General features: G+C 71.4%; 10 protein-coding genes. 1 reads left to right on the plus strand and 9 read right to left on the minus strand.

From position 1 onward, the window contains the following. Positions 1-44 precede the first annotated feature (44 nt). Positions 45-1,430: a S8/S53 family peptidase gene (locus ASG96_RS19010; RefSeq protein WP_057588976.1), complete on the minus strand. Its 1,386-nt coding sequence runs from the start codon at positions 1,428-1,430 to the stop codon at positions 45-47. 209 nt (positions 1,431-1,639) lie between these two features. Then, positions 1,640-2,893: a S8/S53 family peptidase gene (locus tag ASG96_RS19015; RefSeq protein ID WP_162260158.1), complete on the minus strand. Its 1,254-nt coding sequence runs from the start codon at positions 2,891-2,893 to the stop codon at positions 1,640-1,642. A 73-nt stretch (positions 2,894-2,966) separates the two neighbouring features. On the opposite strand from ASG96_RS19015, the gene ASG96_RS19020 reads away from it, so the two are divergent. Then, positions 2,967-5,720 (plus strand): CHAT domain-containing protein, encoded by a 2,754-nt coding sequence (locus ASG96_RS19020; protein WP_235506334.1) that lies wholly within the window; start codon positions 2,967-2,969, stop codon positions 5,718-5,720. Positions 5,721-5,729: 9 nt separating this feature from the next. Here the strand turns inward: ASG96_RS19020 and ASG96_RS19025 are convergent, their stop codons facing one another. The 7 genes from ASG96_RS19025 to ASG96_RS19055 form a co-directional block, all read right to left on the minus strand. Next, positions 5,730-6,212 carry a hypothetical protein gene (locus ASG96_RS19025; protein WP_056750255.1) on the minus strand — a complete coding sequence of 161 codons (483 nt, stop codon included), beginning with the start codon at positions 6,210-6,212 and terminating at the stop codon, positions 5,730-5,732. After that, entirely contained in the window at positions 6,212-6,796 is a 585-nt protein-coding gene (locus ASG96_RS19030) for an RNA polymerase sigma factor (protein ID WP_056750252.1), read from the minus strand. Before ASG96_RS19030 ends, ASG96_RS19025 begins: the two co-directional genes overlap by 1 nt. A 177-nt stretch (positions 6,797-6,973) precedes the next feature. Further along, a complete protein-coding gene (locus tag ASG96_RS19035) occupies positions 6,974-7,249 on the minus strand; it encodes a WXG100 family type VII secretion target (protein ID WP_157611030.1) in 276 nt (91 codons plus the stop codon). Positions 7,250-7,303: 54 nt separating this feature from the next. Further along, on the minus strand, positions 7,304-7,579 hold the full coding sequence (locus ASG96_RS23665; protein WP_081633740.1) for a WXG100 family type VII secretion target: 276 nt from the start codon (positions 7,577-7,579) through the stop codon (positions 7,304-7,306). A gap of 373 nt (positions 7,580-7,952) precedes the next feature. Next, positions 7,953-12,365 carry an FtsK/SpoIIIE domain-containing protein gene (locus ASG96_RS19045; RefSeq protein WP_056750246.1) on the minus strand — a complete coding sequence of 1,471 codons (4,413 nt, stop codon included), beginning with the start codon at positions 12,363-12,365 and terminating at the stop codon, positions 7,953-7,955. Next, the gene (locus ASG96_RS19050; protein ID WP_082588386.1) at positions 12,362-15,085 is read right to left on the minus strand and encodes a transglutaminase domain-containing protein; all 2,724 of its coding nucleotides are present in this window, start codon (positions 15,083-15,085) and stop codon (positions 12,362-12,364) included. Before ASG96_RS19050 ends, ASG96_RS19045 begins: the two co-directional genes overlap by 4 nt. Continuing rightward, positions 15,082-16,542 (minus strand): DUF58 domain-containing protein, encoded by a 1,461-nt coding sequence (locus ASG96_RS19055; RefSeq protein WP_057588977.1) that lies wholly within the window; start codon positions 16,540-16,542, stop codon positions 15,082-15,084. Before ASG96_RS19055 ends, ASG96_RS19050 begins: the two co-directional genes overlap by 4 nt. Positions 16,543-16,555 lie beyond the last annotated feature (13 nt).

A 16,555-nucleotide genomic window follows, 5' to 3' on the forward strand; every position in this document is an offset into this window, starting at 1 on the left:
CGTGCCGACCGGACCACCGGCGTCACCCGCGTTCTCGAAAGCCGTCAACCTCTCCACACGCGCGGAGGATTCACGCCCCGGTCTGCGTCGCCAGGTCGCAACACTCTCATCCCCCTGCGCACTCTTGCGTTGGCGAGCAGCTGCTCCCACGCCTCGCGTGGCGGCTCGCCACTCCAGGACATCCGAGCCGCCACGAGTCCGGCGACGAGGGGGGTCGAGAAGGACGTTCCGCTCCACCGCGCCAAGCCGTGGGTGAAGTACGCGGTAGAACCGATGAGACCCTCGTCCTCGGTGTAGGTGTACGACCCGTCGGGGTACGCGTTGACCATGTCCGAGCCGCGCGCGTACACATCGACCCACGGACCCCTGTTGCTGTAGTCCGCGCGCCTACCTTGAGCATCCAGCGCGCCGACGGCCACAGCCCAACACGTGCTCGCGGGTGCGAACGGCCCTCTGTTGCCGTCGTTCCCGGCCGCGCAGACCAACAGCGTCGCAGAGCACTTGAGGTGCTCCTCGTAGAACGCCTCGAGGGATATGAGCGCGTCCGAGAGGTCGTCGACCTGCGCCGTGCTGTTGAGGTCCGCCAGCCCCTCAGGTGACAGGTCGATCCCAGCGGACATGCTGATGATGTCCGGGCTCGTCGCCAGCGCGTGGACGAGAAGTGGAGCCAGGTCGCTCTCGATCACGCCGCCGCTCGTGAAGAAGAAGGGGTGGACGTAGACCTCTGCGGACGGTGCCATGGTGCGCAGGACCCCGGCAACGAACTCTCCATGACCGACGTAGTGGCCGGCAATAGAGGCTGGTTCAAGCCCCCCATCCACACCCTCGAGCCAGTGCTCGGGTGCCAACGCCCTTGTCGAGGCGTGTAGACCTGTGTCGATGACGGCGACCTTGACACCGCGCCCGAGCTTCCGGTGCCGAGAGATGCCCGGCACCGGTACCCCGGAGGCGGGAATGGGTTCAGTGGCGGGGCACGCGCTGGAAGACGTGAGGTGCAGGACTCGATCCAGGGTGGCGACCCCACGACCCAGAACCGCGTTGACAGCTTGGACGGCGGATACGGCGGTCTCCCCCTTGGGAACCGTGAGCACGGTCAGTCCTCGGATCTGCGCGGGCAGGCGAGGGTCCGGACGGCGGCCAGGCCGCCGAGGGGCAGCGATGCCGAGGATTCGGCGCACCTCCGCCGCGGTGGAGTCCCTGGTGAGGATGGTGTCCTCGCGGTGGAGGAAACGGGTGTCGGCGAGGTCCTTGCTCTCCGGGTAGGGAATGACCCGGACCTTGCGCGAGCTGTTGAACGTCTCATTGTTCACGTCCCGGAGCATCTGCTCGATCTGGGCGCGGTAGCGCTCGCGATCCCAGTCCTTTCCGGCAGCCGGGCGCGGGCGCCGGCGTCTGCTGGTGGTGCGTTTCGACTCGTTGTCCGTGGCCATGTGAGCCTCCGTGAGGTCGAGGGGGTCGGGGTCACCGAGCCAGACGCGGCAGCGCGTGGGTCTGATACCCCTCCCCCGAGACCTGTCGAAGACCCTGTGTTGCCCTGTTCGACGTCCCGTCAGGTGGGCGTCAGCCCACCGTCGTCCATGGTCTCGCGCCGATACGGCACATGTCCGCGGTTTCGGACATGTGCCGCAGAGGCGCCGGGTCAAGGAATCGTCGGCAGCCCACCTGCACCAGCCTGCTGGTCCGCGGCGAGCTTGATCGCCGCCCACGCCACCGCTGCCGTCTCGTTGTGGACCGCCATGCGGTTGGCGATGGCACCGGCCACGATCGGGGTCGCGAAAGACGTCCCGGTCCACGAAGCGAGCCAGTTGTTCACGACGAGTGCGGGTCCGCCGGCGCGCGGCGGCTCCTCGTAGACGTAGGCCCCGTTCTTGAACGCGTTGACGACGTCGGTCCCCCGCGCATAGACGTCGACCCACGGGCCCCGGTTGCTGTACCCCGCCAGCGAGCCGTCGGCGTTCAGGGCGCCGACGGCCACGGGCCACCCGAGGCTGGCTGGTTCGAACGGGCCGGGACCTGCGTCGTTGCCCGCTGCGCAGACGAGCAGCGTTCCCTGCTGCGCCAGGTGCTGCCCCAGCGCGTCGAAGCCGAGCAGGGGATCCGTGTCGACGCCGATCGCGGGACCGTGCAACGACGTGCCGGCCGACATGCTGATGATGTCGGGCCTCGGGTTCTCCGACGCTGCCTTGGCGATGAGACCGACGAGGTCGCTCTCGAGCTGTCCCCCGTTCGTGAAGATGAACGGGTGCACCTTGATGGTTGCCGCTCGTGCGACCGCCGCCAGCACACCGGCCACGAAGAGACCGTGACCCTTGTAGTGGCCCGCGTGGCTGGAGTCTTCCGGGCCGCCGGTGACGTTCTGCATCCAGGGCCACTGGTCGAGCGACATCGTCCCGCCGCCGGCACGGGGCGGGAGGCCGGTGTCGATGATCGCCACGTGCACCGCCCGCAACGGCACGGGCTTGCCGTTGGAAGGTGGCACGGGCGACCGGCTGGCCGTTGCCTCCGGCTCGGTGGCGGGGCACGCGCTCGCGGACGCGATGTGCACGACGCGGTCGAAGACGGCCAGCCTCGTCCCGGCTGCCGTCTCGACCCGCTGAATCGCCTGCGGTGCAGTGGTTCCCGCATCGAGTCGGACGCGGGCCAGTCCCGCGACGGGTCGGTCGACACTCGCCGGGGTCAGGTTCAGGGCACCGAGCACCTGCGGAAGGTTCCCGTCGTCGCGAGCCAATACGTGCTGCGTGCTGTGCAGGAAGACGGCGTCCGCGAGGTCCGCGACCTGCGGGAAGGGAGCCACCCGGCCGTTGAAGCGGGTGATCATCTTGTCGATCTGCGCCCGGTACCGGTCTCGTTGGGGCGGGTTCGGAACTGCAGTGGTCCACCACGATGCGGCCATGTCGGCCTCCTTTGGGGTCGAGGATGTTGGCATGAGCCCAGATGCGGCACGGCGACGGTCTGATACTCCTCCCGTGGCCTCTCGGCGGGCGGGTTCCGCGTCGGAGCTGTCCGCTGCCACGCGGACGCTCGCCGAGAGTCTGCTGGCCCTGGCCATCTCGGACCCTCGTGCGGCCACGCAGAGCGCGACCGTCGTCATCGGGTCCTCGGCACAGTCCGGCGACCTCTCCGTCGCCCACCAGGCTCTGGCCATCGTCAACCGTGACAGCGGACACATGGACGACGCGGTCAGGCACGGCTTCCTGGCCCTCCGGCACGCTCGCCGGGTGACGCTGGATCGACAGGCGGACGTGCTCGCGACGCTGGGAGTCGTCCTGGCGTATGCCGGGCGGACCGACGAGGCGCTCCGTCGCCTGGAGGAGGCCGTCCCGATCACGCCGCCGCGCGAGCTTCCCCGGCTGTATCTGCGTCGGGCGCACGTGCTCACCATGCTGGCGCGCTACCGAGAGGCCGTCGACGACGCCAGCCGAGCCATCGGCGGCCTGCACTGGAACCACGACACGCTCTGGGAGGCCCGCGCCTACAACAACCGCTTCGACGCCCTCCTGGCACTCGGCGAGACCGAGGCCGCGGACGCCGATGCGCGCAGGGCCGAGGAGCTCTTCCGCACCATCGGGCAGGACTGGGAGGAGGCCCAGTCGATGCACAACCGCGCGCTCGCAGCGCATGACCGTGGCGACCTGCCCGAGGCGCTGACGCTGCTGGACCGGGCCGCGGACCGGTATGTTGAACTGGGCAACATCCGTCACGACCTCACCATCGACAAGGTCCACACGTTGCTCACGGCGGGCCTCACGGAGGAGGCGTTGGCCCTGTCCGCGCGGACGCTGGCCGAGCCGGACCTGGCCCCGGTTCGTCGGGCCGAGATGCTGCTCGTCGCAGCCCGCGCCGCGCTGGGGACGGGAGACGTCGTCGCCGCCGAGGGCATGGCCGACAAGGCGGCAAGGCTCTTCGCCTCCCAGCGGCGTCCGGCCTGGCAGGACCGGGCGCTGCTGCTGCGACTGCGTGCCCGTTACGTCGCCGACCACCCCGAGTCAGGACCGTGGATGATCGACGAGGCGCAGAGACCCCTGCGCAGCCCGACAGCGCGTGCGCGGCGCAAGGAGATGCTCCTGCGCGAGTCGTCGGCCCTGGTCGACTCGATGCGCTCGTCGGACGCCGGCGAGCTTCCCGTGGCACTGGTGCTGCACGGACGCATCTGCGGGGACGCAGGACGCGGCGACGAGGCGACCGCTGCTCTGGAGGAAGCGGCTGCCACACGTCGGGTCGGGGCGCCCCTGTCACGCGCGGCCGGCTGGCTCGCCGCCGCCCTGCTCGCCGTCCACCGCCGTGATCGGCGCGGCATCTACCTCGCCTGCCGCCGAGGACTGGACGCCGTGGACGAGCACCGCGACGGGCTGGGCGACATCGAGCTGCGGGCGCTCGCGAGCGGGCACGGGATCGAGTTCTCGCGGCTCGCGGTCGACGAAGCCGTGCGCTCGCACCGTCCGCGCGAGCTGCTGTGGTGGGCCGAGCGGTGGCGTGCTGCCGCTTTCGACGGCGCCACGCGGGCTGACGACCCGGGGCTCCGCCGTGACCTGGCGGCGCTGCGCGACGTCACCCGCCGACTCAGCTCGCTCGACGCCGGCGCCGTCACGGCCGCCGGCCTGGTGCGCGAACGTGCTCGGCTCGAGAACGGTCTACGACGTGCGTACCGCCACCAGAGAGCGTCGGGCAGCCACCGGGTCGTCGGCTCACCCGGCCGGCAGGCAGGTTCACGCGTGGACCTGGAGGAGGTCTTCGCCGCCCTCGAGGACGACGGTGTCCTCGTTGACATCGTCGACGAGCGAGGAACACTGCACGTCCTCACCGTGTCCCGAGGTCGGGTCCGGCACACCGTCGCCGGTCCCACGGCGGGCGCCGAGCGCGAGGCCGACTTCGCGCGCCTCACCCTGCGTCGGGCGGCACACGGGCGACCGGTCGACCTCGACACCGCGGCGCGGCTGCTTCGGGACGCCCTGCTCGGCCCGACACGAGTCCTCCCAGGACAGCCCTCGCGCGTCGTCGTCGTTCCCCCGGCCCACCTCCTGACCGCTCCGTGGGGGCTGCTTCCCGATTTTCGTGACGTCGTGCTCACCGTGAGCCCGTCGGTGAGCCAGTGGTTGCGGGCCCGTCGCCGGGCCGTTGGGCAAGGCGGCCAAGGCGGCCAAGGCGGCCAAGGCGGCGAAGGCGGCCAAGGTGGCGAGGTGGCGCTCGTGACGGGTCCGAACCTGACGAGCCGTGAGGCGGAGGTGACCGGCCTCAGCGCGATCCACCGGCAGGCACGGGTCCTGCACGCCGAAGAGGCCACCGTCGCCGCGGCCATCGAGGCCATCGACGGGTCATCCCTCGCACACATCGCGGCCCACGGGGTCTTCCGCGCCGACGCGCCCCTGTTCTCGTCGCTGCAGATGGCGGACGGGCCGCTCACCGTGCACGACCTGCGTGAGCTGCGCGAGCCTCCTCGCTCGTTCGTGCTTTCTGCCTGCGACTCGGGTGGCGCGGCCTCGATCGGCCCCTACGAGGCGCTCGGACTCGTCGCCAACCTGCTCGGCATGGGCACCTCCGTCGTACTGGCCAGTGTCGTGCCCGTCAACGACCAGGGCTGCTTGCGGATCATGGAGGACGTCCACCGCGTGGCCGAGCGCACGGGCTCGGTCGCGGAGGGCTGGCTCGAGGCCCGCACCGAGGCTGTCGGCGATCCGCTCCGCGCCGCGACGGCGGCGTCGTTCACGGCGTGGGGTGCCTGAGCGCGGTGCTCAGCCGACGTCGAACCACGGTGTGACCATGAGACGCTCGCCGGATCGCTCCAGCACGATACGGGCCAGCCTCAGCGGCACGCGCTCGACCGTGAAACGGCCCCCTTCGAGGTCCACAGTCATCGACGACGACGTCGTCTCGACGGAGACGTGGGCTCCCGACAGGTCGGCGCCCGACGAGTCGTCGACGATGCCGACAGCCCGGGCGAACTCGCCGCGAGCGGTCACCTCGACCTCGATCGAGACGCCGTCGTGCTCGAAGACGTGCAGGCGACTCGAGCCCTGGTCGCCGGCGGCGCGGAGGTCGGCACCGGAGAGCGCCTCGGCCGCCATGGTCATGAGGATGGCGTCGGTGTGCCGCAGCTCGAACGCGGCCCGGCCGAGCTCGACGACGTCTTCGGGGACGGGGTCGACCGTGTCGGCGATCCGCCGCAGGCGCGCGAGGAGCTCCGCGTCGTCGACGTGCAGGTCGTGGTCAGTCATCACGCCCCCCTTTCCGTGTCGAGGTCGGATCCGGACTTCCGGACGATCTCCCTGAGCTTGTCGAGGCAGCGCATCCGCGTCGGCCCGATCGAGCCGACCGCCATCCCGAGCGCCTCCGAGATGACCTTGTAGTTCGGGCGATCACTCGCCATGAGCGCCCGGAGGAGCACCTGACAGGGTTCCGACAGGTGGCCGAAGCACGTCCAGAGCTCGCCGTCGCGCTCGTCGTCGAGCAGCGCCGCGTCCAGGGCGAGCGCCTGTTCGTCGGGCACGTTCGTCGCGAGGTCGTCGTCGCGCACGAGGTGCTCGCGCTTGCCCTTGCGCAGGACCGCCAGGGCCTCGTGCTGGGCCGTCGTCGACAGCCATCCGGCCAACGCCTCGGGCTGCTTGATCGAGTCGAGGTGGTCGAGGAGCTTGAGCCACGTGTTCTGCACGACGTCGGCGGCGTCCTCCTGGCGGAGCCGGTAGCCGCGGGCGACGCCCCAGAGCAACGGCGCGAAGCGGTCGACGATGGCGTTCCACGCCGCGGCTTCTCCGTGGGAGGCGCGGGCGACCAGCTCGGTGAGTTCACCAGGTCCGCCCATGCGTCGCCCCTCCTCTGGGTGCTCAGTCTAGGTCTCACACCGGGCAGACGCGGCTGTCAAGCGAATTGATACGTCCTGTGGCCCGGATATGCGAAAGGGTGGCCGCTCCTCCCCTGTTCGGGAGCGACCACCCTTCGCGACGGGTGCTGCGGAGCCGTGCTCACGCGGCAGCCGGGCTCACTTCGACGACGTCTGCTTCTGCGACTCGGCGTTGGTCTTGCACTTCTTGCCCATGGCGTCGAGCTTGTCGCCGGCGGCCGAGACGACCTGGCGCTGGCCGTGCCAGTCGCTCTGGAAGCGGTCGGCGTCCGTGCCGCCCCAGTTGCTCTTGATCGTGGAGACGGCGCCGTTGACGGCCTCGACGATGCCGTCGAGCTCGCCCTTGTAGCCGACGAGCTTGTCACCGGACGCGGACACCGCGTCGGCGTTCATACCCTTCTTGTAAACAGCCATGTCAGTTCCCCTTCAGAAGTCTGCGTGTGTTGGTCGTGAGCGAGATGAGGTGGGTCAGTACTGCGACGAGGTGCTGCGCTGCTGCTGGACCTCGTGGTCGATCGTCGACTTCATCTCGGTGAGCAGCTTCTGGGCCTTCTGGAGCTCGGGGCGGTGCGTGCCGGTCCACTCCTGCTCGAACTGCTTGGAGTCGTCACCCTGCCAGTTCTGCTTCAGGGACTCGACCTCCTGGTCGACCTTGGTGATGAGCTTCTGGATGGCCTCCGCCTGCTGCTGCAGGACGTTGCCCTGGGCGTTGACCTCATCGTCGTTCATACCGAGCCAAGCCATGACATTCTCCTTCGCCTGTGTTCCCCCGACTGATTCGGGAAGTTCTCTTCCGGACCAACCGTGCAGGCCCGCGCTGTGCCAACTCCTCGACGTCCGTGCCCCGGGCGGTTCGTCCCGCTGGGCGGCTTTCGTCGACATGCAGAAACCTATGTCAGCCCTCAGGGGGTGTCGATGGGGAGCACTCCCCATGATCCGAGGGCCTTGTGCGGCACCGATGGCGTATGCCGTGTGCCTCCCCGAATCCCTGGTGCCCCAACGCTTCTGGTCCCGTCACGACCCCACGCCCGACTCCGCAACACACCGAGTAGGTCGCAACTCACCGGCATCCGATCCCGGTGTGTGGTGACCTTCTGGGTGTGTTGCGAGGGGGGTGTCATGGGAGGGCCACCTGGACCAGCTCGAAACGGCCCTTCTCGATGATGAACCCGCGGCCCGGGGGGAGCTCTGCCCGGTTGAGGGCGGGGAGGTTGGCCTTGAAGACCGAGAGCCCCTCGTTGCCGTCGGGGTGAAGGGCGAGGCCCGAGCGCGACGTCTTGAGCAGGGCCTGGAGCCCGAAGTTGCTGCTGAAGAAGGCCGCCTCGCCCTCGGCGACGACGAGCTGGTCGTCGTCGACGCAGGCCTTGGTCAGGGTGGTCAGGGCGTTCTCGGCGCCCGACGGCGCGAGATCGTCGATGCGCTCGACGAAGACCGCGATGGGCCGCGTGACGCGTCCCTCCTCGATCTCGGCCGCGAGCCGGGCTGCGAGTGCAGCGGTGGCCTCTCCGCCGACGGCCGTCTCGGCCCAGATCCCGAGGTCGAGCAGCTCCGACGTTCGGCGCGGCGTCATGAGGTAGAGCGCCGAGCCGGAGCTGAACCGGAAGAGGCCGGCCGCGGTCGTCGCGACCGCCGTCGTGCGTCCCGAGCCGGAGGGACCGGTGACGATGAACGTGCCCTTCGGGTCGAAGCCGATCGGCTCGAGCGTCGAGGAGGCGACACCCACGACGGGACGACCGCCGAGCTCCGACGGGAGGTCGCCGACCGGGATGACCTCTGCGAGGCTCTCGATCGGCGGCGCCTGGCTGACGCCGGCCTTGCGCGTCGCGTCGGCGAAGGCCTGGATCGCGGCGGCCTGCACCGTGACGTCGGACGAGCCGCCGAGCACCGCGACCTGCACCTCGGAGCCGGACATGAGGCCACGGCCGGAGGGCGAGGCCATCGTCAGCACGTCACCGGGCACGCCGAAGACGGAGTAGTCGTCGACGTTGCTCATGCGCAGGATGATCCGGCCCTGCACGGCGGCCGCGAGGTTGGTCGGCAGGCCGGTGCGCTGGTCGGAGGCGATGATGAAGTGGACGCCGACGGGGCGCCCGTCGGCGGCGAGCCCGGCCAGCATGTCGAGCCACTGGAAGCGACCGCCGACCTCGTAGGCCTGACGAAAGGCGGTCATGTTGTCGATGAGGACGATGACGCGCGGCTCGTCGGGGCGGCCGGCGAGGCGCCGGTAGTCGGTGATCGTCGCGGCGCTGACGGCCGAGTAGCGCGAGGCCCGCTCGTCGATCGTCGCGCGCAGCGTCCGGAGGAGTCGGATGACGCGCTCGTGGTCACCGCCGGGGATGATCGAGCCGACGTGCGGCAGCGACTCGAGCATCGCGAGGCCACGGTTGCCGAAGTCGAGGCCGTAGACGTGGCAGGGCCCGCCGCGCACGGTGTAGCCGGCCGCGACCGCCATCGAGCGGAGGAAGACCGACTTGCCGGAGCCCGACGTGCCGTAGATCGCGATGTTGCCCTCCTTGTCCGGGCGGAACGCGATCTCGGGCTGGGCCTGGTTGTCGGGATCGTCGGCGACACCGAAGACGAGCTCGTCGTCGCGGCGCTGCGTCGGCAGGGTCGCGAGGTCGTAGACCGAGCGCATGTCAGGCAGCCACGGCTTGCGCGGCTTGGGCAGCTCGGCGACCCGGGCGGCGCGGCCGAGCGTGACGACGAGCCGCTGGATGTCGGTGGGCCCGAGGTCGGCGGCCTCGTCGGCGCCCTCGGCGCGCGGCGGCTCCCACTCGGTGCCGCGGCCGAAGGTCAGCGTCTCGACCTTCATGTCGGGCGGCGGCGGGACGTCGGAGGTCCACCCACCGGCATACCCCGTCTGGAAGGGGACGAGCCGGCCAGGGCCGGTCTTGGACACGGCACGGCCGGGCAGCGCGGGGTCGAAGAAGGCGGCCTCCTTGGACCCGAGCACGTCGTCGGAGTCGTTCTCGTCGGCCATGCGCAGCGCCATGCGGAGGTTGGTGTTGGCGCGCAGGTTGTCCTTGATGACGCCGGCGGGCCGCTGCGTCGCGAGGATGAGGTGCAGCCCGAGCGAGCGGCCGCGCTGGGCGACGTTGACGACGCCGTCGACGAACTCCGGCACCTCCTGGACGAGCGCCGCGAACTCGTCGACGACGATGATCAGCGACGGCGGGGCATCGACCTCGCCGCGGCGCTCGAGCTCGACGAGGTCCTTGGCCTTGTGCCGGGCGAGCAGGTGCTCGCGGTAGTGCAGCTCGGCCGCGAGCGACGCGAGCGCCCGGCGTACGAGGTGCGGCGACAGGTCGGTGACGAGGCCGACCGTGTGCGGCAGCTTGACGCAGTCGCGGAAGGCCGAGCCGCCCTTGTAGTCGACGAGCAGGAAGGTGACGCGCTGCGGGGAGTGCGCTGCGGCCATGCCGAGGATCCACGCCTGGAGCAGCTCGGACTTGCCGGCGCCGGTCGTGCCGCCGACGAGGGCGTGGGGGCCGTCGGAGCGGATGTCGACCGAGAAGGTGCCCTGGCTCGACTGGCCCACGATGGCGCGCAGGTTGGCGGGCCTGCGAGGCAGGACGGCGGGGGCGTACGGGCCGGTGAGAATCGAGCGCGACTCGCCCCACTTCTCGATGACGGCCTCCTCGGAGCTCGCGAGGTCGGTGCCGGCGAGGGTGAGGAGCGAGACGGCCCGCGGCAGGTCGCTCGCGTCGTCGACGGGCACGCCGGCGTCGACGACGGGCGCGAGCTGACGTGCGCAGGCCATCGCCTCGTCGTAGCCGATGCGGTCGACGGCGACGGGCTGCACCTCCTCGCCGGCGTGGACGTAGCCGGCAAGGGAGCTCTGGTCGTCGCTGACGACGAGGAAGGTGTGGCACGCGGCCGGGAGCAGCTGCTGGGTCTCGGCGACCCAGACGACGACGACACCCTGGCGGTGGCCGCGCTCGGCGATGGCGACGAGGCGGCTGCGGTCGATGGGGGCGTCGCTCTCGACGAGCACGAGGACGGTCGGGCGCTCGGCGCCGGCCTGCTCCTGCTCCTGGGCGGTGCCCTTAGCGGTGCCCTTGGCCTCGATGATGTCCTCGAGGGCGTCGGCGAGCGCCGAGCAGGCCGGGGCACTGGCCGCGAGGTGGTCGGTGCCGATGGGGCTGTGCGGCGAGGTCGTGTGCGGGAGCCACTTGAGGAAGTCCCAGTCGCGGGCCGAGCTGCCGGAGGCGAAGGAGCAGACGGCGAGCTCGGCAGGCGAGTGCAGCGCCGCGGTCTGGAGCACGACCGAACGGGCCGCACCGAGGGCGTTGGCGCGCTGGCCCGCCACTCCGATGGCTCCGTCGGTCAGCGGCGACGCGACGATCGGCACGTCGTGCACGACCTCGAGGCCGTGCAGCTGCTCCGACACCTCGAGCCATGCCTCGGCCTTGGAGCGGCCGACGGCGGGCATCTTGATGGCGGAGCGGGAGGGGCGGGTGCCGAGCCCGAGCCGCAGCTCGGCGTGGCCGTTGCCGTCGCGCCGGCGGGTCCAGAGCAGCGCGCTGCGGTCGCGCACGGCGGTCAGGCAGTCGACGCCGCTGGGGTGCTCCCCACGTCGGGTGTGGCCCTCGACCTCCAGGGACCCGCGGATGCGCTGCGAGAGCAGGGCGAGGTCCTCCGTGAAGTCCTCCATCGCCTGCGCGAAGTCCTTCTTCTGCTGACGGCGGGCCTCGTAGTAGGTGCCCGCCATCATCATCGGCATCATCAGCATGAAGATGATCGAGAAGGCGCTGCGGGTGATGAGGTACATGACGATGCCCATGAGCAGCGGCACGAGCATCGCGACGAGCGGCATCGGGTTGGGCTTGCCCCGCTCGGGCAGGTCGGGCACCTGGAACTCCTGCCCGGCGAAGAGCGGGGCCACGCGCGGCGAGCGCGAGAACGCCACGGTGCCGGCGTCGCCCGAGAGCACACCGCTGCCGGGACGGCTCACGACGCCGTCGCCCTGCAGGTGCACCTCGAGCTCGGTGTCGCCGACCCGCACGACGTCGCCGCTCTTGAGGTGGGCGCGGGTGACCTGCTGCCCGCCGGCGGTGATGCCGTTGGCCGAGCCGAGGTCGACGACCTCGACGACCTCCTGGATGACGAGCTTGGCGTGCTTGCGCGAGACCGACTCGTCGGAGAGCTGCACCTCGCAGCCGCGGCCACGACCGATGTATGCCGTCCCGCGGGCGAGCGGGAACTCGCGCCCTGCGTCGGGGCCCGAGCGGATGTAGGCGACGGCGGCGGGTCGGCCACGGTCGACGAAGCCCTCGCCGGCGCGGGTCGTCGAGACCCGCATGCCGGACTGGAGGCCGCTCTCGGCGACGGTCGCGCGCGGGTCGAGGCCACGCATGTCCTGGTCGACGAGGGCCAGTGTCATCGACGTGTCGACCCCGAGCACGCTCGACCGGTGCGGGTCCGCGGCGGCGAGGTAGGCCGCGAGGTCCCCGACCGTGGTGGCGGAGTCCGTCGTCGCGACGAGGTCGGTCTCACGGTCTCCCGACCGGAGGACGAACTTCAGCTTCACGCGTCACCCTTCTTGCCGGCACCGCTGCCGGTGCTCGTGCGTCCGCCAGCGCCGCCGCGGCGGCTCGATCGGGTCTCGGTGGGAGCGGTCGTGCCGATCCCGGCCTTGGTGGCGGCCTTGCCGCGTCGGCTCGGCTGCTGGGGCCCGCCCTGGCGGCGCGAGGTCCGTGCGAGGGCCGGACCGAGGCCGGCCCCAGTGGGCAGGTGGTCGCGGAAGGTCCGCAGCGACAGGTCACCGCGCAGCCTCTGCCAGAAGCCCTGCTCGCTGCGGATCCGCTGGCGCGCCGTCTCGACGTCGGCCCAGAAGGCGTCGACCTCCTCGGGCGTCGGCTCGGCGACGTCGAAGACGTGCCCGTTGGCCGCGGCCGCGAGCGGCACGAGCGCCAACCCTTGTCGGCCGGGCGCGTCGCCCGCCGCGGTGGGCAGCGGCTCCGTGTCGACGGCCGGGGCGACGTGACCCCCCGACGGGGCAGGGGCGCCGATGAGCGCACCGTCGACGACGGGGCTGGGCTTCTCGGGTGGAGGTCCGAAGACGTGCTCCTCGAGGGCATGGGCCTGCTCGAGACGGGTTCCCTTGACCGGCAAGGGCATCTGCATGTCGCGGGCCGTGTCGACGACCTCGCGCCAGCCGCCGCTGACGCGGGTCGCGGTCGCTCCGGTCGTGCGCCGACGGCGACGCCGCAGCCACTTGGCGACCCGGATCGCGGTGTAGACGAGGAGCAGCACGATCAACGGGACCACGACGAAGAAGATGAGCCAGCGCAGCCAGTCCGGCCAGTTGTCGGGGTCGAGCGGGTTCTTGTCGTCCTTCGGCGGCGTCTTGAGCTGGGTCGCGTTCTGCGCCTGGTCGGGCCCCTGGAGGACGCTCGGCGGGTTGTTGGCCGCGGGCGGCGGCACCTGCGCGCCGGTCTTCTTCTCCTCGGACTTCTGGATCAGCTGCTGCGGCTTCTTGTTGCGGTCGGGGATGAACTGCTTCCAGTAGATCGGCTGCCACGAGCCGTCCGACCTCGCGACCTCGACCCAGGCGTGGACGTCCTTGCCCTTGACGGCGCCGGTGGCGTCGGGCTCGGCACCGAGCACGACGCGGGCCGGCAGGCCGAGGCGGTTCGCCGCGAGCGCCAGCGCGGAGGCGTACTGCTCGTCGTTGCCGGCCAGCTGCGTGGCCTTCATGAACTGCGTCATGCGCCGGAGGCTGTGGCCGGGGAGGAAGACGTTCTGGTAGTCGCCAGGGGCGCCGCCGTCGGTGTAGGCACCGTCCTGCATCGCCTTGGCCACGGCGACGACCTTCTGCCACTGGCCGTCGACGCGTTCGGTCCACGGCGAGATCTTGTCGTCGATGAAGGTGAGGTTCTGGCTGTCGACGACGGTGCCGTCGGCGACGTCGACGTCCTTGGGCAGCTCGGCGTCGACCTTCTGGGCCAAGGCGCTGACGGTGTAGGTGTCGCCGGCCTGGAGCTTCTCGGGCAGGACGCCGGTGTTGGTGTCGACGTTGAAGCGCAGGTCATCGGACTGCTGGTCGCCGCGCGACCCGCCGAACTCGAGGCCGGTGACGGTGCCGAAGGTCGGCAGCCAGACGTCGCTGTAGCCCCCGGCCGGCACGCCCACGGTCGCGGTGACCGGGGTGCCGGCGCCCTCGGTGGCGATGTGGCTGCCGACCTTGCGGAAGCTCGTGCCCTCGGGATCGTCACCCGAGCCGAGGTTCGCAACGTTGCCGGCGCCCCACACGAAGTCGTCGTAGGAGTCGAGCGCCGCGATGCGCACGGGCACCCCCTGCGGGAGGCCCTTGACCGTGAGCAGCGTCTTGTCGAAGAGCTCGGAGCCGTTGGGCTCGGTGTACTGCCGGAAGCCGGCGAGCGGCGAGGCGTACTGCGTCACGTCGAAGGGCGGCACGAGCGAGGCCCGGAAGACGGTGCGGCCCGCGTCGTCCGCGCCGGGCAGCATCGGGCCGACGAAGAAGCCGCCCACCGTGGCGACGGCGAGCAGGGCGGCGGTCGTGACCGCCCGCGTCGTGCGTCCGGCGCCGTTCTGCAGCGCGGGGCGGTTGCGGTTGCTGCGCAGGGCCGTCCACCCGATGGCGACGAGGGCGAACACGGCACCCTGGAGCAGCACGGCCGCGGGCGTCAGCGTGCCGAGCACGATCGACGCGACGAGCAGGAGCACCGGGGCGACGAGAGCCGTGACGGCGCCCGTCCAGCGGCGGGCGACGCCGTAAGTGAGCGCCGCCCCCACGAGCGTGAAGAGGAACGGCAGGGCCAGGTAGGGGCCCTCAGAGTCGACCGGCGGGAGCGCGGTGAGCAGCTCCTTCCAGCCGGGCACCGCCATGTGCACGAGCGTCGCGAACGTCTGACCGGACGGGATGAACCCCGCGATGAGATCCTCGCGGATCGCGACGGGTCCGCCGAGGAGGAGGTATGCCGTCGCGACCGCGAGCAGCGTGACGATCCCGGGTGCCCGGAAGGTCGCCGTCACGTGGGCGACGAGGAGGCCGATGACGAGGCCGGCGAGGCCGACCCAGAGCCAGCCGAGGCCGAAGAAGGTCGTGCGGAAGCCGACGAGGGCGAGCCCGACGAGCACGACCGTGAAGCCGGCGTCGACGAGGTGGGCGGTGGTGGGGCGCAGTCGGGCCAGCTGGGCGCGGACGCGCTCGCCCGCGGTCGGCGGCGTCACCAGTGCGGAGGGCGGCGGGGCCGGGATCGATTCCCGGGACGTCGGAGAGCTCATCGGGCCACCCCTGAGACGAGAAGCGTGCGGAGGTCCTCGAGCGTGGCGAGGGTGAGGATGACGAGGCCGCCGCCACGACGGATGCCGTGGTCGGCCTCCGGGTCGATGACGACGATGACGCGGCTGACCTCGGGCGGGAACTGCCCGGCCGCGCGCTGCAGCTCGATGAACGGCCGGTGCGGACCGGTCACGATGAAGCACGTGCTCGTGTCGGGCGCCAGCTCGGCGGCGTCGAGAGAGGTCGTGAAGAGGTCGACGGGACCGGGCTCGACCCGGGACATCGCGTCGAGGCCGACCTGCGGGACCGACTTCGTCACCTTCTGCGGACCGCAGACGATGGTGCAGTCCTGTTCGTCGAGCATGACGCGGACCATGATCGAGCTGCCGACCGAGATGGCCGTCTCGACGTCGGCCTGGATCGCCGTGTGGGCGTTCGCGGCCATGACGTCGCGCTCGACGTCGCGGTCGGCCTGCCCGGTCTTGCCGTGACCCGAGCGGTACTGCTCCGGGTCGGGGTCGACGATCACCGTCACGTGCGACCGGCGGGTGTCGAGGAACTGGCGCACGAGGAGCTTGCCGGCCTTGGCCGAGCTGCGCCAGTGGATGTAGCGGCGGTCGTCGCCCGGCTGGTACTCGCGCAGCGCGTGGAAGGCGAGGTCGCTCATCGAGACGTCCTCGGTCGTGCTGCCCTCGAGGTCGCGCAGCAGGCCGGCGCCGAGCGACTCGAGCGCGACGGTGCGCGGGTGGACGAAGAGCTCGGTGCGCTCGGTCCACGTCAGCGTGCGGCGCATCAGGCCGAGCGGGTCGCCCTGGACCGTCGTCGCGGGTCCGACCTGGATGACGCCGCGCCGCGAGGTCGGCACGACGAAGAGCTCCTCGTGGGCGTTGCCCGGGGTCAGGGCCGGCAGCACGAAGCGCGCGGCCGACAGGCCCACGGGCAGCTCGACGAGGATCGGCAGCATCGGGGTGCGGGCCTCGTTGGTGACGAGGATGCGGCCCGTCGCGGGGTCACCGACGACGACCCGACGCGGGTCGACCTCGGCGAGGATGCGGACCTTCGTGCGACCGAGGGCGAGCACGAAGCAGATCGCGAAGAGCAGCAGGGCTGCCGCGGCGACCATGAGCAGCTCGGTCCAGCCCCAGCGGGCCCCGACGAACCAGCACACGAGACCGAGCGCGAGGATCGTCCACCCGAGCGGCGAGATCCAGCGAAGGATCCCGGCGACGGGGCGCCACACGCCCTCGGTCTGACCGGCGACCTGCTCGATCGACCGCGTGATCGGCGCGGTGACCTGGCGGATGCCGCGGCTCGTCGAGCCGACGGCTCGCGCCCGACCACCGGTCGACGCGGACGCCGCCACGGGCGCGCCGGCACCGGCCGGCGCTCCCGTGCGTGACGGCATACGGAAGCGGCCGCCGCGACGCGACGACGTGGCCCCCTGGTCCTGCTGGGTCATACGGTCCCCTTGC

The sequence above is a fragment of the Terrabacter sp. Soil810 genome (assembly GCF_001429645.1).
Classification (GTDB): domain Bacteria; phylum Actinomycetota; class Actinomycetes; order Actinomycetales; family Dermatophilaceae; genus Terrabacter.